The sequence below is a fragment of the Cellulophaga baltica 18 genome (assembly GCF_000468615.2).
Taxonomy (GTDB): domain Bacteria; phylum Bacteroidota; class Bacteroidia; order Flavobacteriales; family Flavobacteriaceae; genus Cellulophaga; species Cellulophaga baltica.
The window spans coordinates 2,486,535-2,507,997 of the sequence record NZ_CP009976.1; the positions used below are offsets into that span (position 1 = coordinate 2,486,535).

The window sequence follows — 21,463 nt, forward strand, 5'->3', positions numbered from 1 at the left end:
TTTAATGAGAATTTTTCTTTATTAACTCTGGAAATTTACTTTGAAATTTCTTTAATCTTGGCACAGATACGCCTTTAATGTAAGAATTGTCAGGGTGTTTTTTTTCATAATCTTGGTGATAATCTTCTGCATCATAAAAGATTTCAAATTTGGTAACCTCTGTAGCTAATGGCTTGTTATAGACCTTATCATTTTTTAATTTAGCCATATAAGCTTCAATAATTTTTTTCTCACGATCATCTTTATAAAAGGCAATAGATCTATATTGTTTTCCCATATCAGGACGTTGGCCGTCTACAGTTGTTGGGTCATGAGAGCCAAAGTATACCTTTACTAAGGTTTCAAAACTTACCTCTTTAGGGTTGTAATATACTTTAACGGCTTCTGCATGTGTTGTTCTGCCATAACCAACAGCCTCATAGGTAGGATTTTTTTCTTTTCCGCCAGAATAACCAGAGATAACCTCTTTAACACCTTTTACACTTTCAAAAATAGCTTCTACACACCAGAAACAACCACTAGCAAAATAGGCACTTTCATAAGAAGACAAATCTTGAGCGGAAGCTTCAGTAGTTATAGGAGTATTTTTAGTTTCTCTTGTCTTAGATTGACAGCTCGTGGTGGCTAAGGCTAAGAGACCAATAAAAGTAATTTTCAAATAGTTCATATTGTTTTTTTATTATTAGTGGGATACCTTTAAATTTACTTACGTATAACCTCTTGTGCAAGTTGTTAATTAATTATTAAATTCATACTTCCGAGGTTAAGATAGGTTTTTTGCTGCTAACGATATGAGTGAATTAGAGAACGTATTAATAGAATATTCCAAAACAAGTATTCCTATTCTGGATGAAAGTATCCCTTTGGCTAAATATTGTGCCTTAGATTTATCTACGACCAATCAATTACTAGATAATATCGCTATTACAGATCCAAATGAGTGTCAACAGTATATAAATACGATCCTTTCTGCAAACAATGCCAAAGTTGCTCATGGCGGGTATTTAGAAAAAAGAAATCTGTATGCTGATAAGTCCAGCTTTTCTAAAGAACAACATACCGCCAGAAATATTCATTTAGGAATAGATTATTGGTGTGTTGCAGGTACTAAAGTACTAGCTCCTATAGACGGTATAGTTCATAGTTTTAAGAATAATGATACTGTGGGAGATTATGGTCCTACGATTATTTTGAAGCATAACCTTAATAAAGTAACCTTCTATACCTTATATGGGCATTTGTCTTTAGAGACTATTAGGCATCTAGAAGTTGGAGCCCGTTTTAAAGCAGGAGCTTGTATAGGTTATTTAGGGACTCCAGATATCAATGTTAATTATGCACCACACCTACATTTTCAAATTATAAATTCTATTGGAGCTTATTTCGGAGACTATCCAGGGGTATGTAATGGTAATGATTTGGAGTTTTATAGCAATAACTGTCCTGATCCTAATCTTCTATTAAAAATAGGGTCATAGGAATACCGTTTAAATGCCAATAATTACGGTGATAGAATAATCGTTCAAATACCGTTAGCGGACAAAAAGTTCTTTACATCTAGATAATTTACATTCACCGATAGATAAACGGTATTGGGCGAGAATCGATGAAATACACTTTAGCTTGGTAGTACCTTTACAGTGTAAAACCCAAGTCATGAAAACTATCTTAACTATTTTATTTGTTCTTTTTATCGGTCTATTTGCTCAAGCGCAAGATGCTAAAGTAGAAGTGAAGGTTGCAGCACAAACAGAAAATGTAGTTTTAGTGACGCCAACTATAGAAACTACCTTAAATAGTAATGAAACGAAAATTGCTCGTTTATACATGGATAGAAATTATAAAGTAAAAAAGGAATTGTCTTTTTATACAAAAGCACACAAATCTAAATTAGCATAATTATAGGTTCTTTATTCATACCGACTTTCTTTACAACTATTCTTCATTCGTTTACCAACTTTTTTATAAGCGCTTCAACTTTACACAATTTTATCTTTCTACTTTATTTTAAGTATTACTCCATGAGATGTAACTCTTATGTAGTTATTTTAACGTTATTCAGCGTATATCGTATTTCAATGCAATAAAATAGCGTAAACCTGATTTTCTGGTACTAGTCGGCCATTATTTGAGTTTTAAGGCATCGTTTAAATACCAATAAATACGATGATAGAAGTCTAGTTTTATACTGCATATCTCTTCCGGTTTTGTTCACATAACCATATGATCCATTCGTCGATAGATAAACGATATCGAGCGATAACCGACGAAATACGCTTTGGCTTGGTAGTATCTTTACAGTGTAAAACATATGTCATGAAAACTATCTTAACTATTTTATTTGTTCTTTTTATCGGTCTATTTGCTCAAGCACAAGAAGCTAAAGTAGAAGTGAAGGTTGCTGCACAAACAGAAAATGTAGTTGTAGTGACGCCAACTGTAGAAACTACCTTAAATAGTAATGAAACAAAAATTGCTCGTTTATACATGGATAGAAATTATAAAGTAAAAAAGGAATTGTCTTTTTATACAAAAGCACACAAATCTAAATTAGCATAATTATAGGTTCTTTATTCATACCGACTTTCTTTACAACTATTCTTCATTCGTTTACCAACTTTTTTATAAGCGCTTCAACTTTACACAATTTTATCTTTCTACTTTATTTTAAGTATTACTCCATGAGATGTAACTCTTATGTAGTTATTTTAACGTTATTCAACGTATATCGTATTTCAATGCAATAAAATAGCGTAAACCTGATTTTCTGGTACTAGTCGGCCATTATTTGAGTTTTAAGGCATCGTTTAAATACCAATAAATACGATGATAGAAGTCTAGTTTTATACTGTATATCTCTTCCGGTTTTGTTCACATAACCATATGATCCATTCGTCGATAGATAAACGATATCGAGCGATAACCGACGAAATACGCTTTGGCTTGGTAGTATTTTTACAGTGTAAAACATACGTCATGAAAACTATCTTAACTATTTTATTTGTTCTTTTTATCGGTCTATTTGCTCAAGCACAAGAAGCTAAAGTAGAAGTGAAGGTTGCTGTACAAACGGAAAATGTAGTTTTAGTGACGCCAACTGTAGAAACTACCTTAAATAGTAATGAAACAAAAATTGCTCGTTTATACATGGATAGAAATTATAAAGTAAAAAAAGCATTGTCATTCTATACAAAAGCCAACAAAACTAAATTAGCATAATTATAAGTTCTTTATTCATACCGACTTTTTTTACAACTATTCTTCATGCGTTTACCAACTTTTTTATAAGCGCTTCAACTTTACACAATTTTATCTTTCTACTTTATTTTAAAGTGATACTCCATGAGATGTAACTCTTATGTAGTTATTTTAACGCTACTAAGCGTATATCGTATTTCAATGCAATAAAATAGCTGGTAAACCTGATTTTTTGGTACTAGTCGGCCATTATTTGAGTTTTAAAGCATCGTTTAAATACCAATAAATACGATGATAGAAGTCTAGTTTTATACCGTATATCTCTTCCGATTTTGTTCACATAACAATATGATCCATTCGTCGATAGATAAACGATATCGAGCGATAACCGACGAAATACGCTTTGGCTTGGTAGTATCTTTACAGTGTAAAACATACGTCATGAAAACTATCTTAACTATTTTATTTGTTCTTTTTATCGGTCTATTTGCTCAAGCACAAGATGCTAAAGTAGAAGTGAAGGTTGCTGCACAAACGGAAAATGTAGTTTTAGTGACGCCAACTGTAGAAACTACCTTAAATAGTAATGAAACGAAAATTGCTCGTTTATACATGGATAGAAATTATAAAGTAAAAAAGGCATTGTCTTTTTATACAAAAGCACACAAATCTAAATTAGCATAATTATGGAAGTATCATTAATAGTAGTAATAGCATTTACGTTTCTTAATATTATTAGAATGAATATAGCGACGGCTTCAAGAATGAAGCAAATGCTTCTTGGGAGTAAAAAATAGTACTGCTCATATATTTGAAAATTAAATTTTAAAGGAACTTTTGTTCTGAGGATTCCTGATAAGGAATCTTTTTTTGTTTAAGATCGTGTTTGTATTCGTTATTCGATAATTAATCTGATTTACTTCTTACAGCACTGCTACATGGATTTTAATCTAACAGATATAATTTCTGGATGTTGAAAATTTGAGACTCTTAGTTGAGGTTCTCATTAAAAGGGGGTAAATGAAAAAACTATTTATTGTTCTTTTATAAATTTGATTAGTGCTGCAGGAGAGGGTAGTATTCCGATAAAGTACCTATTATTACGATGAGTTATTTTTAGTTGAATTACCGTTAACGGACAAAAAGTTCTTTACATCTAGATAATTTACAGTCACCGATAGATACATGGTATTGGGCGAAAATCGACGAAATGCATTTGAAGTTGGTAGTACCTTTACAGTGTAATACCCAAGTCATGAAATCTATTTTAACTATTTTATTTGTTCTTTTTATCGGTCTATTTGCTCAAGCACAAGAAGCAAAAGTAGCTACACAAACAGCAAACGTTGTTTTAGTGGCGCCAACTGTAGAAACTACCTTAAATAGTAATGAAACGAAAATTGCGCGTTTATATATGGATAGAAATTATAAAGTAAAAAAAGAATTATCTTTTTATACCAAAGCAAACAAATCTAAATTAGCGTAATTATGATGGTATCTATAGTAGTACTAGTATTTTCTTTATCTATTGTTGTTGCTGTAATGGCAGCTACGAAAAATACGGCTAAAATGTTAAAGCCTTTAAAAGTGAAGGTAAATAAGCGTTAGAAAGTAAATGGCTTATCCAATTGGTTGGAAGTTTTGACCAATTTCCTTGAAGGTTATAATATAGTTGGTTCCTTTTTTAGTACAATCTTTTAATATAGAACCTTGCAGTTGTCTTGTAAGATTGTAAATAAGTTTTAATCCAAGTGATGTAGTAGTTTGTGGTGTAATACTCTCTTCGTAGCCATCACCATTATCACCAATATTTAAAACATAATCTTTTTCATCTTGACTTTTCTTAAGAGCGATACTGATCTCTCCTTCACCATTATCTTTAATACCATATTTTAAAGAGTTTGTAATGGCTTCATTAATAAGCAGCCCTAAGGGTATTGCTGTATCTATTCCAAGGTTTATATCAATAATGTCAATAGCTACTTTTATTCTATTATCGGTGCCTTTTATAGAGCGTACGAGATAATCACTTAATTCTTCTACATAAGATTTGTATTCAATTTTTGATAAATCTTCACGCATGTATAACATTTCATGAACCATAGCCATGGAGTTTACTCTATTCTGGCTACTCTTAATCATTTTCTTCATCTCCTCGTCTTTCATGTTTCTAGCTTGTAAGCTTAGAAGACTGGATACGGTTTGTAAGTTGTTTTTTACCCGATGATGCACCTCTTTAATAAGTGTTTCTTTCTCACGTACTTTTTGCTCAACTTCGAGTTTAGATCGGTATAAGTTGTAATGTGTTTTTACTAATATCTTACCAAATACACCACCTAGTATATATAAGGAGAATAGAATGCTAATAAAATTAAAAAGATCTTGCGAAGCTTCGGGAACTACATTCCTAACAAAAGGAAGACTTAAGATAGATTGAAAATAGATTAAGGTAACAATAATGAAAGCACTATAAAGGTAAACCTCTCCATAGCGTTTTGTGGTTACATAGCCGGCAAAAACAACTAAACCTAAGACAAAAATAAATGCGCTGTTTATACCTCCACTAAATAAGGTAATAACAATACAGCTAAACAGCGTTACGAGTGATGTAACGTTATACATCAAGGATAAGTTCTGGTGTTTTTTAAAGGCAAAGGTGTTTGCTAAGTTTAATAATGAAAATAAAAAAAACACGTACGGAATTACTTCTGTAATGTTTAGGAAGTAAATACACATGAAACCAAACACTAATGATAGGGCAGAGGAAATGTAATTTACTCTTAAAATGAGGTTTTTTTTGGTTTTAAGGCGTTGTTGGTGAGCCATTTATTTAGTTTTACTGCTAATAATTTTCCTTAACAGGTGGAATTTCCAAGCATTAAGATAAGTATTTTCTCTATAATACCATCAAAATACAAAGAATCTTATGTAAAACTCTAAATGAAATTTGTTTAAAAACGAAAACGACAGCTTAATAAGCTGTCGTTTTAGAATATGATTTATATAAAAATTAATGCTCTGTAATTACCCATTCTCCTTTTGAAAGAAGTGGCTCTGCTTGTTTAAATTTTACAGTTCTGCTTTCTCCAGACATTACATTTTTAATAGTTACACGGTCATTACGCCCAATCTTTGGTGCTTCACGCGTAATTGTTTCCGTAATGGCGGGTCTGCTTCCTTGATTTTGACCTACAGCACGGTTCTGTGCAGCAAGCTCATCGCTATTTAAAACTTCCTCTTTACTAACGTTTAAGTTTTCTTTAGGCTCACTAATTGTTTTGGCTTCTTGAATGTTTGTGTCATTTCCATTAGGGATTTCTCCTTTGTATAAAAATGCTACAACTTCTTTATTTACCTTCTCAATCATCCCTTTAAATAATTCAAAAGCTTCAAACTTATAGATTAATAAAGGGTCTTTTTGTTCATGAACAGCAAGTTGTACAGATTGTTTTAATTCATCCATTTTACGTAAATGAACTTTCCAAGCATCATCAACAATTGCTAAGGTGATGTTCTTTTCAAAATCTGTAATTAATTGCTTCCCTTCGCTTTCATATGCTTCTTTTAAATTGGTAACAATATTAAACGTTTTAATTCCATCAGAGAAAGGAACTACAATACGTTCAAATTTATTAGCCTCATCTTCATACACATTCTTAATTACCCTGTTAGCAACGGTAGCACTGCGCTCCATTTTATCTTGGTAATGTTGGTAGGCGTTCTTATATAATAAAGAAGCTATTTCTTGTACGCTCTTCTTAGAAAACTCTTCTTCTGTTAAAGGAGAGGTAATAGCGAAATATTTAATTAATTCAAATTCAAAGTTCTTATAGTCACTTGCGTTTTTGTTGGTTTCTGCAATAACCTCACAAGTATCATAGATCATATTGGCAATATCTACCTTTAGACGTTCTCCTTGTAAGGCATGACGACGACGTTTGTAAACAACCTCACGTTGTGCATTCATTACATCATCATACTCCAATAATCTTTTACGTACGCCAAAGTTATTCTCTTCCACTTTTTTCTGCGCTCGCTCAATAGATTTTGTCATCATGGAATGTTGGATAACTTCGCCATCCTCTAAGCCCATTCTGTCCATCATTTTAGCAACTCTATCAGAGCCAAACAAACGCATTAAGTTATCTTCAAGAGAGACATAGAATTGAGAACTTCCTGGATCTCCTTGACGACCAGAACGACCTCTTAATTGACGGTCTACACGACGTGAATCATGACGTTCTGTACCGATAATGGCTAAACCACCAGATTTTTTAACAGCATCTGATAATTTAATATCAGTACCACGACCAGCCATGTTTGTTGCGATCGTAACAATACCAGCCTTACCAGCTTCTTCAACGATATCTGCTTCTTTTTTATGCATTTTAGCATTCAGTACATTATGTGGTACTTTACGAATACTAAGCATACGTGATAAAAGTTCTGAAATTTCTACAGAAGTTGTACCAATTAAGACCGGTCTACCTGCAGCAGAAAGCTCTGTTACTTGGTCTATAATTGCATTGTATTTTTCACGTTTTGTTTTATAAATCAAATCGTTTCTATCATCTCTAGCAATAGGTCTGTTGGTAGGGATCTCCATAACATCTAGTTTGTAGATTTCCCAAAATTCTCCTGCTTCTGTAATAGCTGTACCTGTCATACCGGCAAGCTTATTATACATTCTAAAGTAGTTTTGTAAAGTCACCGTAGCAAAGGTTTGTGTAGCGGCTTCAATTTTTACATTTTCTTTAGCTTCAATTGCTTGGTGTAAACCGTCTGAGTAACGACGACCGTCCATGATACGACCTGTTTGTTCATCAACAATCATTACCTTATTCTCCATTACTACATATTCTACATCTTTTTCAAAAAGAGTATAGGCCTTTAATAGTTGATTTAAGGTATGTATACGTTCACTTTTAACACCAAATTCTTTGAAAAGTTCTTCCTTAAGCTCCGCTTCTTTTTCAACATCAAGATGCTGATTTTCAATTTTAGCAATTTCTCCGCCTATATCTGGCATTAAAAAGAAGGTAGGATCTTGTTCACCAGAAATGTGTTCTACCCCTTTTTCAGTAAGCTCTATCTGATTATTTTTTTCATCAATAACAAACCATAGCTCTTCATCTACCTTAGGCATTTCACGGTTGTTATCTTGCATGTAATAGTTCTCAGTTTTTTGAAGTAATTGCTTTACGCCTTCTTCACTTAAGAATTTAATTAATGCTTTATTTTTTGGTAGTCCACGGTGTACTCTTAATAATTGGAAACCACCTTCTTTTGTATCACCCGAGGCTATTAGTTTTTTTGCTTCTGCTAAAACGCCAGTTAAATACTGTTTTTGTAAAGAAACAATATCATTTACTTTAGGTTTTAATTGATCAAATTCTTGAATATCTCCTTTGGGCACAGGACCAGATATAATTAATGGTGTACGTGCATCATCCACTAAAACAGAATCCACCTCATCAACAATAGCAAAATTATGAGGACGTTGCACCAAATCACTTGGCGTGTGCGCCATGTTATCTCTTAGGTAGTCAAATCCAAATTCATTGTTGGTACCATAGGTAATATCGGCATTATAAGCAGCACGTCTTCCGTCAGAATTTGGCTGGTGGTTATCAATGCATTCTATGGTAATACCATGAAATTGAAAGATAGGAGCCATCCACGCGCTATCACGCTTGGCTAAGTAATCATTTACAGTTACTAGATGTACTCCGTTACCGGTTAAGGCATTTAAATATAATGGTAAAGTAGCCACTAAGGTTTTACCTTCTCCCGTATGCATTTCTGCAATCTTACCTTCATGCAAAGCAATACCTCCAATAAGTTGCACATCATAATGTACCATGTCCCAAGTAACTTCTTTACCTGCAGCATTCCAAGAATTCTTCCAGATGGCTTTATCTCCTTCTAAAGAAACATAATCCTTAGTTCCAGAAAGTTGCCGGTCATATTCAGAAGCAGTAACTTCTATGGTTGTATTATTCGCAAAACGCTTAGAAGTTTCTTTTACCACAGCAAAAGCTTCTGGTAAAATTGATTTTAAGGTTTTTTCAGAAATTTCGTAAGCTTCTTTTTTCAGTCCGTCAATTTCTGCGTAGATATCTTCGTTCTTATCAATATCCTTTGAGTTTTTTACTTCAACTTCAAGGGCTTGTATCTTATCATTAATGACTTGTGTGTCATTTTTAAGCTGTGCTTTGAAAGAAAGGGTTTTATTTCGAATTTCATCATTGCTCAGATTAGCAAGTTCTTTTTCGAAAGAATGAATCTTATCTATGATAGGTTGTAGCTCTTTGACATCTTTCTTAGCCTTATCGCCTACAAAAACTTTTAAAACAGAATTTAAAAAACTCATACGGTAAATTATTTTTTTTAATCTATGCTATAACCATACCAAAGGTATTTTAGCGGAATAACATGACAGAATGAACTATAATCAACAACATAATCAGTAATGCTGTCACTCAAGTTCAAAATTAAGTAAAAAAAAAGCCTCAAATGAGACTTTTTTAATGTTATTACGTTAATATTTTAATATTCGTCCTCGTTCCAGAGGTAATCTTCTTCCGTTGGGTAGTCTGGCCAAATTTCTTCGATAGATTCGTAAATCTCACCGCCTTCTTCTTCCATAGACTGTAGATTTTCTACAACCTCTAGTGGAGCTCCGGTTCTAATTGCGTAATCGATCAATTCGTCTTTGGTAGCTGGCCAAGGTGCATCACTTAAGTAAGATGCTAATTCTAAAGTCCAATACATGTTAGTGGTATTAATTTTAATTTTTTGCAAAAATAAATTTTAAAATGATATATCCAAGTTTTTTGATAGTTATTAATAAATTATTTTTTGAATATATTGTTATTCTGCTGATTAACAATTTGTTACTTTTATTTTTTTTCTGGAATCCATTTTATTTCTTCAACGTTTAAATGTGCAGATAAACCGCGACCCAACATAAAAAGATAATCTGATAGCCTATTTAGATACCGCAAGACATTTGGTTCAAACGGTTCAGTATCATTTAAATGTGACGCGATACGTTCTGCTCTACGGCATACAGTTCTGGCAATATGACAGTATGACACAGTTGTGTGGCCACCGGGTAATATAAAATGTGTCATTTGCGGTAGCTTCGCTTCGATGGTATCCATTTCATGCTCTAGAAGTGAAAGATCATCATCACTGATTTTATCAATATTTAAACGTTCTTTACCATTTTTTAAAATCGCCTTTTCTGGGTCTGTTGCTAAAACAGCGCCTACAATAAATAATTTATGCTGAATATGGGTAAGGATGTCTTTAGAATGTTGATCTATTTCTTGGTCTCTTATCATACCAATCCATGCATTTAGCTCATCGACGGTACCGTAACTTTCAATTCTAATATGGTGTTTAGCTACTCGAGTTCCTCCAAAAAGTGCTGTAGTTCCTTTGTCGCCAGTTTTTGTATAAATTTTCATGAGCTATTTTTAAAATAATTAGTACTGCGCTTAGCGCTTGTTACGGTCCATAAACCTGCGATTTTTTCGCTCTTTGGTTCTTTTCTTATTCTTGAGAAGATTCATTACAAAAATTACGGCAAAGACGACAAATAGTATGTAAAGGGTGTATTTCATTTGTAATCGTATTTAGTCTAAAATTACTGGATTATATCCTAATCTTAAAATGTTCTTTTACTTGCTCTCTCCTAAAAAATAGAATTCCGCCATGAAAAGTATCAATACTCACTTTTATTTTTTCAAGCGTAATTAGTGCTTGCCAATGAGCGTAATTTTTGTTGATATTATTGATGTAAATCAGGGTATCGTTGTTGAATCTCTCCAATTCTTTAAGAAACAGTACATTTTTGTCTGATAGGTTGTCTAAATATATAAAGGATTCAGAATTATTATCCAGACCTATATTCGGAAATTTTTCTGTTATCAGCGCTTTAAAAGTTTCGTTCTGATCCTTAAGATTTATCTCAGAAATTTTAAAATAATCTATTAGTTTTAAAGCGGTGTTTAAAGATTTTATAGAGGTGTACTTATCTTTTTTATACAAACCTTTGGTCACCAAAGTATACACGAAAGGGGAGTGTACACCATGCTGATTTGTAGATGAGAATAAAAAAAATAAATACCTAAGCCAATACATGTGCTTTATTCTATAAGTGCAGAAAGTTCAAACCAACGTTCTGTTTTTACCTCTATGGCAGCTTCAATTTCTTTAAGCGCTATAGATAACTTATCTATTTCATCTCCAGTTAAAGCAGGGTCTGCAAACTTTTGTTGTGTAGCTTCTTTTTTTGCTTCCAATTTTTTTATTTCACGTTCAATATTTGTGAACTCTTTCTGTTCGTTGAACGTAAGTTTCTTTTTTTCTTCTTTCTTCTTAGTGCCTTTGTCTGCTTCTGCAGGTGTGTTTTCTTTTTTAGCAGCTCTGCTTTCTAATACAGCACTGTCTTCGTAAGATCTGAAATCTGAATAATTACCTGGAAAATCTTCAACAACAGCATCGCCTCTAAAAACAAACAGGTGATCTACAATTTTATCCATAAAATACCTGTCGTGTGAAACAACTAGTAAGCATCCAGGGAAATCCATTAGAAAGCTCTCTAGAACATTCAGGGTTACAATATCTAAATCGTTTGTAGGTTCGTCAAGAATTAAGAAGTTAGGATTCTGAATTAAAATGGTACACAAATACAAACGTTTGCGCTCACCACCACTTAATTTATCAACAAAATCATATTGTTTTTTGCGGTCAAACAAAAAGCGTTCTAATAATTGTTGTGCAGATATTTGTCTTCCTTTGGCTAATGGAATGTAATCGCCAAATTCACGAATAACATCAATAACCTTTTGGCCTTCTTTAATATTTATACCTTTTTGCGTGTAATATCCAAACTTTATAGTTTCACCAACAATAACTTTTCCGCTATCGGGCTCATCATTACCACTTAGAATATTTAAGAAGGTAGATTTTCCGGCACCATTTTTACCAATAATACCAAGACGTTCGCCACGAAGAAAGTTGTATTCAAACTTATCTAAGATAGGCTTTCCTGGGTATGATTTAGAAATTTTATGCAACTCAAGAATTTTACTTCCCATACGTTCCATATTGATTTCAAGCTCTACCTCATTTTCGTTTCTGCGTTTGCTCGCCTTTTCTTTTATCTCGTAAAAATCATCTTGTCTAGATTTCGACTTTGTAGTTCTAGCTTTAGGCTGTCTGCGCATCCAATCTAATTCTTTTTTAAATAAAAGTTTAGATTTATGTTGCTCTGTGGCCTCTTGCTCTAATCTGTTCTCTTTCTTTTCTAGATAGTAAGAGTAGTTTCCTTTGTATGGATACATAACACCTTCATCTAGCTCTATGATTTCATTACAAACACGTTCTAAAAAGTAACGATCATGCGTTACCATAAACAAGGTCATATTTTCTTTGGCAAAATACTGCTCTAACCATTCAATCATTTCTAAATCTAAATGGTTGGTAGGCTCATCAAGTACCAGTAAGTCTGGTTTATTGATTAGTGCATTTGCTAAGGCTAAACGCTTTTTTTGCCCTCCAGAAAGTATTTCTACTTTAAGGTGAATATCGTTAAGATTAAGCTTAGATAAAATTTGCTTGTATTGTGTTTCAAAATCCCAAGCCTGAAAGCGCTCCATCCCTTCAAAAGCGGTTTGGTATGCGTCTGCTTCTTCTGGGTTTTCTAAAGCATGTTCGTAAGCTCTAATGACCTTTAATATTTCATTATCAGAGGCAAAGATGGTCTCCTCGATGGTTAAATTTGGATCTAAATTAGGTTCTTGATCTAAGAATGAAACTCTAATTCCCTTTCTGTAATTTACTTGGCCAGAATCTGGAGTGTCTAATCCGGATAATATATTTAATATGGATGTTTTTCCACTTCCGTTTTTAGCGATTAACGCTATTTTTTGATCTTTGTTTATTCCAAAAGAGATATCAGAAAATAAAACATGTTCGCCATAGGCTTTTGCAATATTTTCTACTGATAATAGATTCATGTAATTTTTGTATTAGAACTGGCAAAGTTAGTGAACTCTAGCAGACCTTTGATAATAAATTAAAAAGGAATATCTAAGGACTAAAGCAAATACGATTGGAAGGATTAAAATACTGAATATTTGTACTTTAAGAATCCAAAGTGTTAGTGCGATACCAATACAAGTAAGGAGTAATAGCATATAGATAGAAATCCATTTAGCAAGCGCTCCTTTTTTTAGTAAAAAGAATGCGATAAAGCTATTTATAGGAAAGGTCCATAAGAAATTAAAGTTCTTAGCGGTGGCTTGGTGGTCTGTTCCAAACCAAAGAAACACAATCAAGACTCCAGCTAGTCCTGTGGTTAAAAACAAAACAAAGTCCAGATATCTAGATCTTTTTTTTGCTTTGTAATCTTTTAACGTGATTAGGCATACTAGTATACTAAGTATAGAAAGCCATAGTAGTGGGGATAGAAGAAAGTTGGAATTTTTTTCTTCAGGTACTTCTTTTAATAAGGTTCTTTCTTTTGAAACTAATTTTTTTCCATCTACCGTAGCGTGCGGAAGTTGTTTAAATACATAGATTGGTAAAAATTGATGTTCCCATGGAGTGGCTTTTCGGTCAATTACAGATCCTAGGGCCAGATCTATACCAAAATTAGACCAGGAATTAACGTCTAAGTTTTGATGTATTAATTCTCTAAATGTAAACTGATTTTCTAGATGTGTATAGTCAAAAGTTAGTTTAGCTCCTAAAACAGTTTGTAAGGCATCGGGTAATCTTGTGGAGCAATTATCAAATAAGAAATCATATTTGTAAAACCTGTTTTCTGGAAGATGATTGTTTTCTAGAAATTTCAAAAAATCATTACGTTCTTGAACAGTGAGTTGTAAATCTTGTTCTTTTACCCATCTGTTTTCTAGTTGGTAGCCGTAAATGAAACCTTCAAAAGACTCACGTGCTAAACTATATAAAAGTTTACCTCGGGTGAATTTTGTGTAAAAGTTGGGCGTATTGAAATCAAAATGACCGTAATTATATACAACATCAATTCCTAAAGCAGGATCTTGAACCCGTATAGCGCTATGGCCAAATTTAGCATAAAGTTCATCTGCTGTTCCTACCGTTAAGACACTAATTTTTGATTTAGGAGATAGTGTTGGTTGCGAGAATCCAAATAAAGAAAAAGTAAGAAAGAAACTTAAAATGTATTTTTTAAATAGCATAGTATGGGGTAAAACTTTTCTACAAACAAATATGCGAAGAATTTATTTGAGATAATTAGTTCCGATAAAAATATCCTATTTTTACCAAAAGCTTAACACATGAAAAAACACATACCAAACCTTATTACTTTACTCAATTTATTCTGTGGGTGTATTGCTGTATTTTTTGCAGTTCACGGAGTTTTTGAAATGGTAGCATTGTTTGTTTTTCTAGGCATATTTTTTGATTATTTTGACGGATTTGCTGCGCGATTACTAAATGTTAAAAGTGGTTTGGGCTTACAGTTAGATTCTTTAGCCGATATGGTTACGAGTGGTGTGGTGCCGGGTATTGTGATGTTTAAGCTTTTAGAAATGTCTTCAACAGGAGGTTGGAGTGGTGGTTTGTTTTCTGAAAGTTCAGGCTTGGCTACATGGCAATCTTTTAAACTAAATCCTCAAGAATTAATTCCTCTTTTAGGGTTAATTGTTACTCTGGCTTCTGCCTATCGCTTGGCAAAGTTCAATATAGACGAAAATCAGACCAACTCCTTTATAGGTTTACCCACACCCGCAAACACTTTATTGATTATTTCTTTGCCTTTGATTTTGCTGTACCATACTAATGAAGTGTTAAACAACATGATACTTAATCAATGGTTTTTAATAGGATTGACATTTCTAAGTGCATATTTGCTGAATGCAAACATACCCTTATTCGCCTTAAAATTTTCAAATTGGAGCTTTAAAGATAATGCCATTCGCTACTTGTTTTTAGTGGTAAGTATTATACTCTTGGTAACCCTTAAGTTTATGGCGGTACCTGCTATCATCCTCTTTTATGTATTAACATCTGTCCTTAATTTAATTAAGGTAAAGGGGTAGTGTTTGTAGAATATTAGAGTGTGCATGTTCAAGATAAACACAATTCTTACTGATGCGGATACTATTTAAACTTCCGTTAATTAGTTTTTGAATGCCTATTTGAGTTTTACACAAAAAAAATAACCAATACTAAAAAGATGTTTTTTAGTGTTGGCTTTAATTATAGTTCTAATTGTTTTAGTTGTCTAAAACAGTTTCTTTTTACGTAATTCAAAATTCTGACCTAGATATACTTTACGTACCATTTCATCAGCGGCTAGATCTTCGGGAATACCAGACTTTAAAATTCCCCCTTCAAACATCAGGTAGGAACGCTCGGTAATCGCTAAGGTCTCCTGTACGTTATGATCGGTAATAAGAATACCTATATTTTTGTCTTTTAACTGTGCTACAATACGCTGAATGTCTTCTACTGCCACAGGATCTACACCTGCAAAAGGTTCGTCTAGTAGAATAAATTTAGGATCTGTAGCTAAAGCACGCGCAATTTCTGTTCTTCTACGTTCGCCACCAGAAAGTAAATCACCACGGTTTTTTCGAATATGGCCTAAGCTAAATTCTTCGATAAGCGATTCCATTTTCATTTCTTGCTCTTTCTTGCTGAGCTTGGTAAGCTGTAAAACACTTAATATGTTTTCTTCAATACTAAGTTTTCTAAATACAGAAGCTTCCTGTGCAAGGTAACCTATCCCGTTTTGTGCTCTTTTGTACATCGGAAACTTAGTAATATTCATATCGTTTAAATAGATATTCCCGCCGTTAGGTTTAACCAGACCAACAATCATGTAGAACGATGTAGTTTTTCCGGCGCCATTTGGACCAAGAAGACCCACAATTTCGCCCTGATTAACTTCTAATGAAATTCCTTTAACTACTGGTCGCCCTCTATAGGACTTCATTATATTGTCTGCACGTAACTTCATAAATGCTAGTTCGTTGTTGGTTTTTACCTTTTATATTGTTTCAAAACTAATGGAAAATGTGGTCTCTCTCAACTAATTAGAGAAAATTTAACCCTTATTCGTTTTCTTGCTCTTCTAAAGCTTCCCAATATTCATAAGCTCTACGTAAGTGCGGAACTACGATGGTACCTCCAACAAGTGTGGCAATACTTAAGGTTTCCATAACTTCTTCTTTGCTGGCGCCCACACTATGAGAACTTTCTAAGTGGTATTTCACACAATCATCACAACGAAGTACAGCAGAAGCTACAAGTCCAAGAAGTTCTTTTGTTTTAACATCTAAGGCACCGGGAGCAAAAGCATTGGTGTCTAAATTAAATATTCTTTTGATGATTTTATTATTATCGGCAAGCAGCTTATCATTCATTTTAGAACGGTAAGCATTAAATTCTTCTATTTGATTAGGCATTTTTCTTTCTTTTTGCTTCTTTTTTTAATTCTTTTCGGATTACATATCCAGAGATGTAAATACTAACTTGGTATAGGATGATAATAGGAATAGAAACTACAATTTGACTTGCAACATCTGGAGGGGTAATAACTGCAGATAAAATTAATACAACTACTAAAGCTATCTTTCTGTATTTCTTTAAAATTTCTGGCGTCACCAATCCTATTTTTGTTAAGAAATAGATGATGATTGGGAGTTCAAATATAATTCCACATGCAATTACAGATGATCTTAAGGTTGATATATAGGAGCTAAGATCAAATTCGTTTTTAACAACATCACTGACAGAATAGGTTCCTAAAAAGTTAATAGATAAAGGGGCTACAATATAATACCCAAATAATACGCCTAAGAAAAATAAGAAAGAAGCTATAAAAATAAAACCTCTAGAATTCTTGCGTTCTTTTTCATAAAGTCCTGGGCTAATAAATTTCCACATTTCGAATAAAATATACGGAAATGCGATAATTATTCCGGCCCAGATAGCGGTCCAAATATCCGCAGAAAACTGCCCTGCCATGGTTCTACTTTGTATGGTAAATGGCAATTCTTCAGCACAGAAATCAGACGTGAAATTAAAAAACTTTGCAATGTTGCAAAAGAACTCATAGGTTGCGAAATTCATTTTACTAGGGGCAAAAATCACCCAGTCGAAAATGTAACGGCTAAAAGCAAATGCTACAGAACCTACGATTAGTACTGCTAAAGTTGAACGGATTAGGTGCCAGCGTAATTCTTCTAGATGATCTAGAAATGACATATCTACGGTGTCTTTCTTATTTGCCATTATAAAATTCCTTCGTTGATTAAATTATGTATATGAACAATACCTTTATAGGTGCCATTTTCAATGGCAATTAGTTGTGATATGTTTTTTGCTTGCATTAATTCTAAAGCTTTTACGGCTAAAGAATCATTCTCAATAGTTTTAGGATTAGCACTCATAATATCTTTAGCGGTAAGTCCTTTGATATCATCATGCTTATTTAGCATTCTACGGATGTCACCATCGGTAACAACGCCTACAATTTTACCTTGGTCTAGTACGGCTGTTACTCCAAGCATTTTTGCTGATATTTCTACAATTACTTGTTTTACATCAGAGTGGATTTCTACTTCCGGCTTCATGTTATTTTCTACAATATCTGAAACACGTAGGTAGAGCCTTTTTCCTAAAGAACCTCCGGGGTGGTATTTTGCAAAATCTTTACTGCTAAATCCTCGTAATTCTAAAAGGCATATAGCTAAAGCATCACCCATAACTAATTGAGCAGTAGTGCTTGTGGTGGGTGCTAAATTATTTGGACAGGCTTCTTTTTCTACAAAAGTATTTAAGATAAAATCTGATTGTTTAGCAAGAACAGAGTCTAAATTACCGGTCATGGCAATAAGTGTATTTCCTGTTTTTTTTATCAAGGGAACCAGCATTTTTATCTCGGGAGTATTGCCACTTTTAGAAATGCAGATGACCACGTCATTCTGCTGAATGGTCCCTAAATCTCCATGAATTGCATCTGCCGCATGCATGAAAATTGCAGGTGATCCGGTGGAGTTTAATGTAGCCACTATCTTCGATGCAATTAAGGCACTTTTTCCTATTCCAGAAATAATAATTCGGCCTGTGGAATCCAATATATGATTGACGGTGTTCGAAAAATTAGCATCTAATAATGAAGATAAATTTTGAATGGCATTAGCTTCATTTTCTATGGTTCTTCTTGCTATGTCAAGTATCGCAGTATTATTTTTCAAATCAATTAATTCAATTATCTGATTGTATTCCTAAAAGAATGTCTTATATTTAGTTACAAAATTACATAAACTTAGTGTTAAAAGATATTTTAAATTCTTTAAAGTAAATTTTTGTTTTTTGTGTTAATTTTAAATTTGTTAAGAAACTAACTATATCGCATTGAAAATGCGAACTTAGCATCAGTATTAATAGTAAAATATATTATGAGCTTGAGTGAAATTGATTTGCATTCCTCACTAAAAAAATACTTTGGATTTTCACAATTTAAAGGACTTCAGGAAAGTGTTATTACAAGTATTCTTGAAGGTAAAAATTGTTTTGTAGTAATGCCGACAGGCGGTGGAAAATCGCTTTGTTATCAACTCCCTGCTTTGATGCAAGAAGGTACTGCAATTGTAGTTTCCCCGCTTATTGCGTTAATGAAAAATCAAGTAGATGCGATTCGTGGTGTCTCCTCAGAGCACGGTATTGCTCATGTTTTGAACTCATCATTGACAAAAACAGAAATAAAACAAGTAAAAAGTGATATCACTAGTGGTGTTACCAAACTACTTTATGTGGCACCAGAATCATTAACGAAAGATGAATATGTTGAGTTTTTACAATCTGTAAAAATATCATTCGTTGCGGTAGATGAAGCACACTGTATTTCAGAATGGGGTCATGATTTTAGACCTGAATATCGAAATTTAAAAAGTATAATTAGTCGCTTAGATGATACCATTCCGATTATTGGATTAACCGCTACAGCAACTCCAAAAGTACAGGAAGATATTATAAAAAACTTAGGGATCACAGATGCAGATTTGTTTAAAGCATCCTTCAATAGACCTAATTTGTTTTATGAGGTACGTCCTAAAACTCAGAATATAGAAGCAGATATTATTCGCTTTGTAAAACAAAATTCAGGGAAATCTGGAGTAATTTACTGTTTGAGTAGAAAAAAGGTAGAAGAATTAGCGCAAGTACTCCAAGTAAATGGAGTGAGTGCTGTGCCATACCATGCCGGTTTTGATACTAAGACACGATCTAAATATCAAGATATGTTCTTGATGGAGGATGTAGATGTGGTGGTAGCAACCATTGCCTTTGGTATGGGGATAGATAAGCCAGATGTTAGGTTTGTGATTCACCATGATATTCCTAAAAGTATAGAAAGTTATTACCAAGAAACGGGTAGAGCAGGTAGAGATGGGGGCGAAGGGCATTGTTTGGCTTTTTACTCGTATAAGGATATAGAAAAATTAGAAAAATTTATGTCTGGTAAGCCTGTGGCAGAACAGGAAATTGGAAATGCCTTGCTGCAAGAAATGGTAGCATATGCAGAAACATCTATGTCACGTAGGAAATTCATCCTTCATTATTTTGGTGAGGAGTTTGATGATGTAAATGGCGATGGAGCCCTTATGGATGATAATACCAAAAATCCAAAGGACAAAGAAGAAGCAAAAGATGATTTGGTAAAAGTGATTCAGGTGGTACAAGGTACCATGGAGAAGTTCAAATCTAAAGAAATAGTCAAAGTACTTACAGGTAAAGTCAATGCTATTATTGCATCGCATAAAACCGATGAAAAGCCATTTTTTGGTATCGGAAAAGATAGAGATAAAGAACATTGGATGGCATTAGTGCGCCAAGGTTTAGTTGCCGGTTACCTACGAAAGGAGATAGAACAATATGGAATTTTGCATGTAACTCCGAAAGGAGCGGAATATGTGAAGAACCCAGTTTCTTTTATGATGACCAAAGATCATGTGTACAATAAGGCAGCAGATGATGCTATTGTAAGTGCCGCTAAGACGAGTGCTGGCGTTACAGATGAAGCCTTATTAAAAGTGTTAAAAGATCTTAGAAAAAAACAAGGTCAGAAATTAGGCGTTCCTCCCTTTGTAATCTTTCAAGATCCTTCTTTACAAGATATGGCCCTAAAGTATCCTGTGACTTTAGAAGAGCTTGTAAATATTCATGGGGTAGGAGAAGGTAAAGCTAAAAAATATGGTAAGCCATTCGTAGAATTTATTAAAAAGTACGTCGAGGATAATGATGTTATTCGTCCAGATGATTTAATCGTAAAAAGTACCGGTGCTAATTCAGCTTTAAAATTATACATCATCCAGAATGTAGATCGTAAATTACCTTTAGATGATATTGCATCAGCAAAGGGCTTAAGTCTGCCAGAGCTATTAAAAGAAATGGAGCAGATTGTATATAGCGGTACGAAGCTAAATATTTCCTATTGGATTGATGATGTCTTAGATGAAGACCAACAAGAAGAAATTCATGACTATTATTTGGAAGCAGAATCAGATAATATAGATCTAGCTTTAAAAGAGTTTGATGGCGACTATGAAGACGAAGAACTTCGATTGTATCGTATTAAATTTATTAGCGAAGTAGCTAATTAAGAGCATCTTTTAGTTTATACTATAGCATAACACTCCTAAATTTTAGGGGTGTTATTTTTTTATAGGCATGTTGCTAAATTGTTAATTCTTTGAAATTATCTTTTAAATATGTGTATAAAGCATTTAGTTCCATAGAATTTTTATAGTTTTACAGTGTAAACTTTAGGGGTGTTCCTTTTACGGAACTGAGAAATACCCTTTGAACCTGATGCGGTTAGTACCGCCGAAGGGAAAAGTTGAAAAGCACCTTGCAATGGGTGTTTGCAACCTTTTCATATGTGTGTGCTTTGTTCTTGAAGCACCTCCTTTTTCAAAGAATATTCTCTGCTTTTAAAATTTACAGCATATTTAAAATATACTGTATATGATTTCTATTACCGTAAATGAAAAACCAATACGTATTGAAAAAAATACAAACGTATTGCAACTTCTCGAAAAATTGCAAACACCTCAAAACGGAATTGCAGTCGCTTTAAACAATACTATTATCACCAAAGATTTCTGGAAATATGAAATTTTAGATGAGAATGATTCTCTTCTAATTATTCAAGCCACTCAAGGCGGTTAATAGCCTCTTTGAAACCCCCTAGTAC

The 21,463-nt window shown here is 33.4% G+C and carries 21 protein-coding genes and 1 riboswitch; of the genes, 9 read left to right on the forward strand and 12 right to left on the reverse strand.

Annotation, left to right across the window (positions count from 1 at the left end; genetic code table 11):
• Window position 1: 1 nt before the first annotated feature.
• Window positions 2-667 carry a peptide-methionine (S)-S-oxide reductase MsrA gene (msrA, locus tag M666_RS10495; RefSeq protein WP_029445816.1) on the reverse strand — a complete coding sequence of 222 codons (666 nt, stop codon included), beginning with the start codon at window positions 665-667 and terminating at the stop codon, window positions 2-4.
• A 124-nt stretch (window positions 668-791) separates the two neighbouring features.
• On the opposite strand from msrA, the gene M666_RS10500 reads away from it, so the two are divergent.
• The 6 genes from M666_RS10500 (at window position 792) to M666_RS10525 (ending at window position 4,684) form a co-directional block, all read left to right on the forward strand.
• Window positions 792-1,478, forward strand: coding sequence for a peptidoglycan DD-metalloendopeptidase family protein (locus M666_RS10500; RefSeq protein ID WP_029445817.1), 687 nt, complete (start codon window positions 792-794; stop codon window positions 1,476-1,478).
• Between the two features lie 178 nt (window positions 1,479-1,656).
• Complete coding sequence (locus tag M666_RS10505) at window positions 1,657-1,899, forward strand: hypothetical protein (protein WP_029445818.1); 243 nt, start codon at window positions 1,657-1,659, stop codon at window positions 1,897-1,899.
• Between the two features lie 417 nt (window positions 1,900-2,316).
• Window positions 2,317-2,559 carry a hypothetical protein gene (locus tag M666_RS10510; protein ID WP_039325626.1) on the forward strand — a complete coding sequence of 81 codons (243 nt, stop codon included), beginning with the start codon at window positions 2,317-2,319 and terminating at the stop codon, window positions 2,557-2,559.
• A 417-nt stretch (window positions 2,560-2,976) separates the two neighbouring features.
• Window positions 2,977-3,219 carry a hypothetical protein gene (locus tag M666_RS10515; RefSeq protein WP_029445819.1) on the forward strand — a complete coding sequence of 81 codons (243 nt, stop codon included), beginning with the start codon at window positions 2,977-2,979 and terminating at the stop codon, window positions 3,217-3,219.
• Window positions 3,220-3,639: 420 nt separating this feature from the next.
• Complete coding sequence (locus M666_RS10520) at window positions 3,640-3,882, forward strand: hypothetical protein (RefSeq protein ID WP_029445820.1); 243 nt, start codon at window positions 3,640-3,642, stop codon at window positions 3,880-3,882.
• Window positions 3,883-4,453: 571 nt separating this feature from the next.
• Window positions 4,454-4,684 (forward strand): hypothetical protein, encoded by a 231-nt coding sequence (locus M666_RS10525; protein ID WP_029445821.1) that lies wholly within the window; start codon window positions 4,454-4,456, stop codon window positions 4,682-4,684.
• A 134-nt stretch (window positions 4,685-4,818) separates the two neighbouring features.
• Here the strand turns inward: M666_RS10525 and M666_RS10530 are convergent, their stop codons facing one another.
• The 7 genes from M666_RS10530 to M666_RS10560 all read right to left on the reverse strand — a co-directional run bounded on the left by M666_RS10530 (window position 4,819) and on the right by M666_RS10560 (window position 14,435).
• Window positions 4,819-5,820 (reverse strand): sensor histidine kinase, encoded by a 1,002-nt coding sequence (locus M666_RS10530; RefSeq protein ID WP_226989902.1) that lies wholly within the window; start codon window positions 5,818-5,820, stop codon window positions 4,819-4,821.
• A 388-nt stretch (window positions 5,821-6,208) separates the two neighbouring features.
• Window positions 6,209-9,571, reverse strand: coding sequence for a preprotein translocase subunit SecA (gene secA / locus M666_RS10535; RefSeq protein WP_029445823.1), 3,363 nt, complete (start codon window positions 9,569-9,571; stop codon window positions 6,209-6,211).
• A gap of 176 nt (window positions 9,572-9,747) precedes the next feature.
• Entirely contained in the window at window positions 9,748-9,972 is a 225-nt protein-coding gene (locus tag M666_RS10540; protein WP_013551418.1) for a DUF2795 domain-containing protein, read from the reverse strand.
• Window positions 9,973-10,100: 128 nt separating this feature from the next.
• Entirely contained in the window at window positions 10,101-10,673 is a 573-nt protein-coding gene (locus M666_RS10545) for a cob(I)yrinic acid a,c-diamide adenosyltransferase (RefSeq protein WP_029445824.1), read from the reverse strand.
• Window positions 10,674-10,860: 187 nt separating this feature from the next.
• Window positions 10,861-11,256, reverse strand: coding sequence for a hypothetical protein (locus M666_RS10550; RefSeq protein WP_151198044.1), 396 nt, complete (start codon window positions 11,254-11,256; stop codon window positions 10,861-10,863).
• A gap of 98 nt (window positions 11,257-11,354) precedes the next feature.
• A complete protein-coding gene (locus tag M666_RS10555) occupies window positions 11,355-13,229 on the reverse strand; it encodes an ABC-F family ATP-binding cassette domain-containing protein (protein ID WP_029445826.1) in 1,875 nt (624 codons plus the stop codon).
• Window positions 13,230-13,256: 27 nt separating this feature from the next.
• Window positions 13,257-14,435, reverse strand: coding sequence for a lipoprotein N-acyltransferase Lnb domain-containing protein (locus M666_RS10560; RefSeq protein ID WP_029445827.1), 1,179 nt, complete (start codon window positions 14,433-14,435; stop codon window positions 13,257-13,259).
• A 99-nt stretch (window positions 14,436-14,534) separates the two neighbouring features.
• On the opposite strand from M666_RS10560, the gene M666_RS10565 reads away from it, so the two are divergent.
• Complete coding sequence (locus M666_RS10565) at window positions 14,535-15,299, forward strand: CDP-alcohol phosphatidyltransferase family protein (RefSeq protein ID WP_029445828.1); 765 nt, start codon at window positions 14,535-14,537, stop codon at window positions 15,297-15,299.
• Between the two features lie 185 nt (window positions 15,300-15,484).
• On the opposite strand, the gene lptB is transcribed toward M666_RS10565, so the two are convergent.
• From lptB to M666_RS10585, 4 genes are all read right to left on the reverse strand, one after another.
• On the reverse strand, window positions 15,485-16,222 hold the full coding sequence (gene lptB, locus M666_RS10570) for an LPS export ABC transporter ATP-binding protein (protein WP_029445829.1): 738 nt from the start codon (window positions 16,220-16,222) through the stop codon (window positions 15,485-15,487).
• Window positions 16,223-16,316: 94 nt separating this feature from the next.
• The gene (locus tag M666_RS10575; RefSeq protein ID WP_024479953.1) at window positions 16,317-16,670 is read right to left on the reverse strand and encodes a carboxymuconolactone decarboxylase family protein; all 354 of its coding nucleotides are present in this window, start codon (window positions 16,668-16,670) and stop codon (window positions 16,317-16,319) included.
• Window positions 16,663-17,499, reverse strand: coding sequence for a twin-arginine translocase subunit TatC (gene tatC / locus M666_RS10580; RefSeq protein WP_024479954.1), 837 nt, complete (start codon window positions 17,497-17,499; stop codon window positions 16,663-16,665). Before tatC ends, M666_RS10575 begins: the two co-directional genes overlap by 8 nt.
• The gene (locus tag M666_RS10585) at window positions 17,499-18,464 is read right to left on the reverse strand and encodes a KpsF/GutQ family sugar-phosphate isomerase (RefSeq protein ID WP_024479955.1); all 966 of its coding nucleotides are present in this window, start codon (window positions 18,462-18,464) and stop codon (window positions 17,499-17,501) included. Before M666_RS10585 ends, tatC begins: the two co-directional genes overlap by 1 nt.
• 204 nt (window positions 18,465-18,668) lie before the next feature.
• Here M666_RS10585 and recQ point away from each other — a divergent pair, with 204 nt between their 5' ends.
• Window positions 18,669-20,870 carry a DNA helicase RecQ gene (gene recQ, locus M666_RS10590; protein ID WP_029445830.1) on the forward strand — a complete coding sequence of 734 codons (2,202 nt, stop codon included), beginning with the start codon at window positions 18,669-18,671 and terminating at the stop codon, window positions 20,868-20,870.
• Between the two features lie 154 nt (window positions 20,871-21,024).
• Window positions 21,025-21,119: riboswitch (TPP riboswitch) on the forward strand.
• A gap of 115 nt (window positions 21,120-21,234) precedes the next feature.
• Window positions 21,235-21,438 carry a sulfur carrier protein ThiS gene (thiS, locus tag M666_RS10595; RefSeq protein ID WP_025614514.1) on the forward strand — a complete coding sequence of 68 codons (204 nt, stop codon included), beginning with the start codon at window positions 21,235-21,237 and terminating at the stop codon, window positions 21,436-21,438.
• Window positions 21,439-21,463 lie beyond the last annotated feature (25 nt).

Excerpts from the sequence above, each read along its gene's own strand:
- msrA (WP_029445816.1), bottom strand. The coding sequence starts at position 667 with ATGAACTATTTGAAAATTACTTTTATTGGTCTCTTAGCCTTAGCCACC.
- M666_RS10500 (WP_029445817.1), top strand. The coding sequence starts at position 792 with ATGAGTGAATTAGAGAACGTATTAATAGAATATTCCAAAACAAGTATT.
- M666_RS10505 (WP_029445818.1), top strand. The coding sequence starts at position 1,657 with ATGAAAACTATCTTAACTATTTTATTTGTTCTTTTTATCGGTCTATTT.
- M666_RS10510 (WP_039325626.1), top strand. The coding sequence starts at position 2,317 with ATGAAAACTATCTTAACTATTTTATTTGTTCTTTTTATCGGTCTATTT.
- M666_RS10515 (WP_029445819.1), top strand. The coding sequence starts at position 2,977 with ATGAAAACTATCTTAACTATTTTATTTGTTCTTTTTATCGGTCTATTT.
- M666_RS10520 (WP_029445820.1), top strand. The coding sequence starts at position 3,640 with ATGAAAACTATCTTAACTATTTTATTTGTTCTTTTTATCGGTCTATTT.
- M666_RS10525 (WP_029445821.1), top strand. The coding sequence starts at position 4,454 with ATGAAATCTATTTTAACTATTTTATTTGTTCTTTTTATCGGTCTATTT.
- M666_RS10530 (WP_226989902.1), bottom strand. The coding sequence starts at position 5,820 with ATGTATAACGTTACATCACTCGTAACGCTGTTTAGCTGTATTGTTATT.
- secA (WP_029445823.1), bottom strand. The coding sequence starts at position 9,571 with ATGAGTTTTTTAAATTCTGTTTTAAAAGTTTTTGTAGGCGATAAGGCT.
- M666_RS10540 (WP_013551418.1), bottom strand. The coding sequence starts at position 9,972 with ATGTATTGGACTTTAGAATTAGCATCTTACTTAAGTGATGCACCTTGG.
- M666_RS10545 (WP_029445824.1), bottom strand. The coding sequence starts at position 10,673 with ATGAAAATTTATACAAAAACTGGCGACAAAGGAACTACAGCACTTTTT.
- M666_RS10555 (WP_029445826.1), bottom strand. The coding sequence starts at position 13,229 with ATGAATCTATTATCAGTAGAAAATATTGCAAAAGCCTATGGCGAACAT.
- M666_RS10560 (WP_029445827.1), bottom strand. The coding sequence starts at position 14,435 with ATGCTATTTAAAAAATACATTTTAAGTTTCTTTCTTACTTTTTCTTTA.
- M666_RS10565 (WP_029445828.1), top strand. The coding sequence starts at position 14,535 with ATGAAAAAACACATACCAAACCTTATTACTTTACTCAATTTATTCTGT.
- lptB (WP_029445829.1), bottom strand. The coding sequence starts at position 16,222 with ATGAAGTTACGTGCAGACAATATAATGAAGTCCTATAGAGGGCGACCA.
- M666_RS10575 (WP_024479953.1), bottom strand. The coding sequence starts at position 16,670 with ATGCCTAATCAAATAGAAGAATTTAATGCTTACCGTTCTAAAATGAAT.
- tatC (WP_024479954.1), bottom strand. The coding sequence starts at position 17,499 with ATGGCAAATAAGAAAGACACCGTAGATATGTCATTTCTAGATCATCTA.
- recQ (WP_029445830.1), top strand. The coding sequence starts at position 18,669 with ATGAGCTTGAGTGAAATTGATTTGCATTCCTCACTAAAAAAATACTTT.
- thiS (WP_025614514.1), top strand. The coding sequence starts at position 21,235 with ATGATTTCTATTACCGTAAATGAAAAACCAATACGTATTGAAAAAAAT.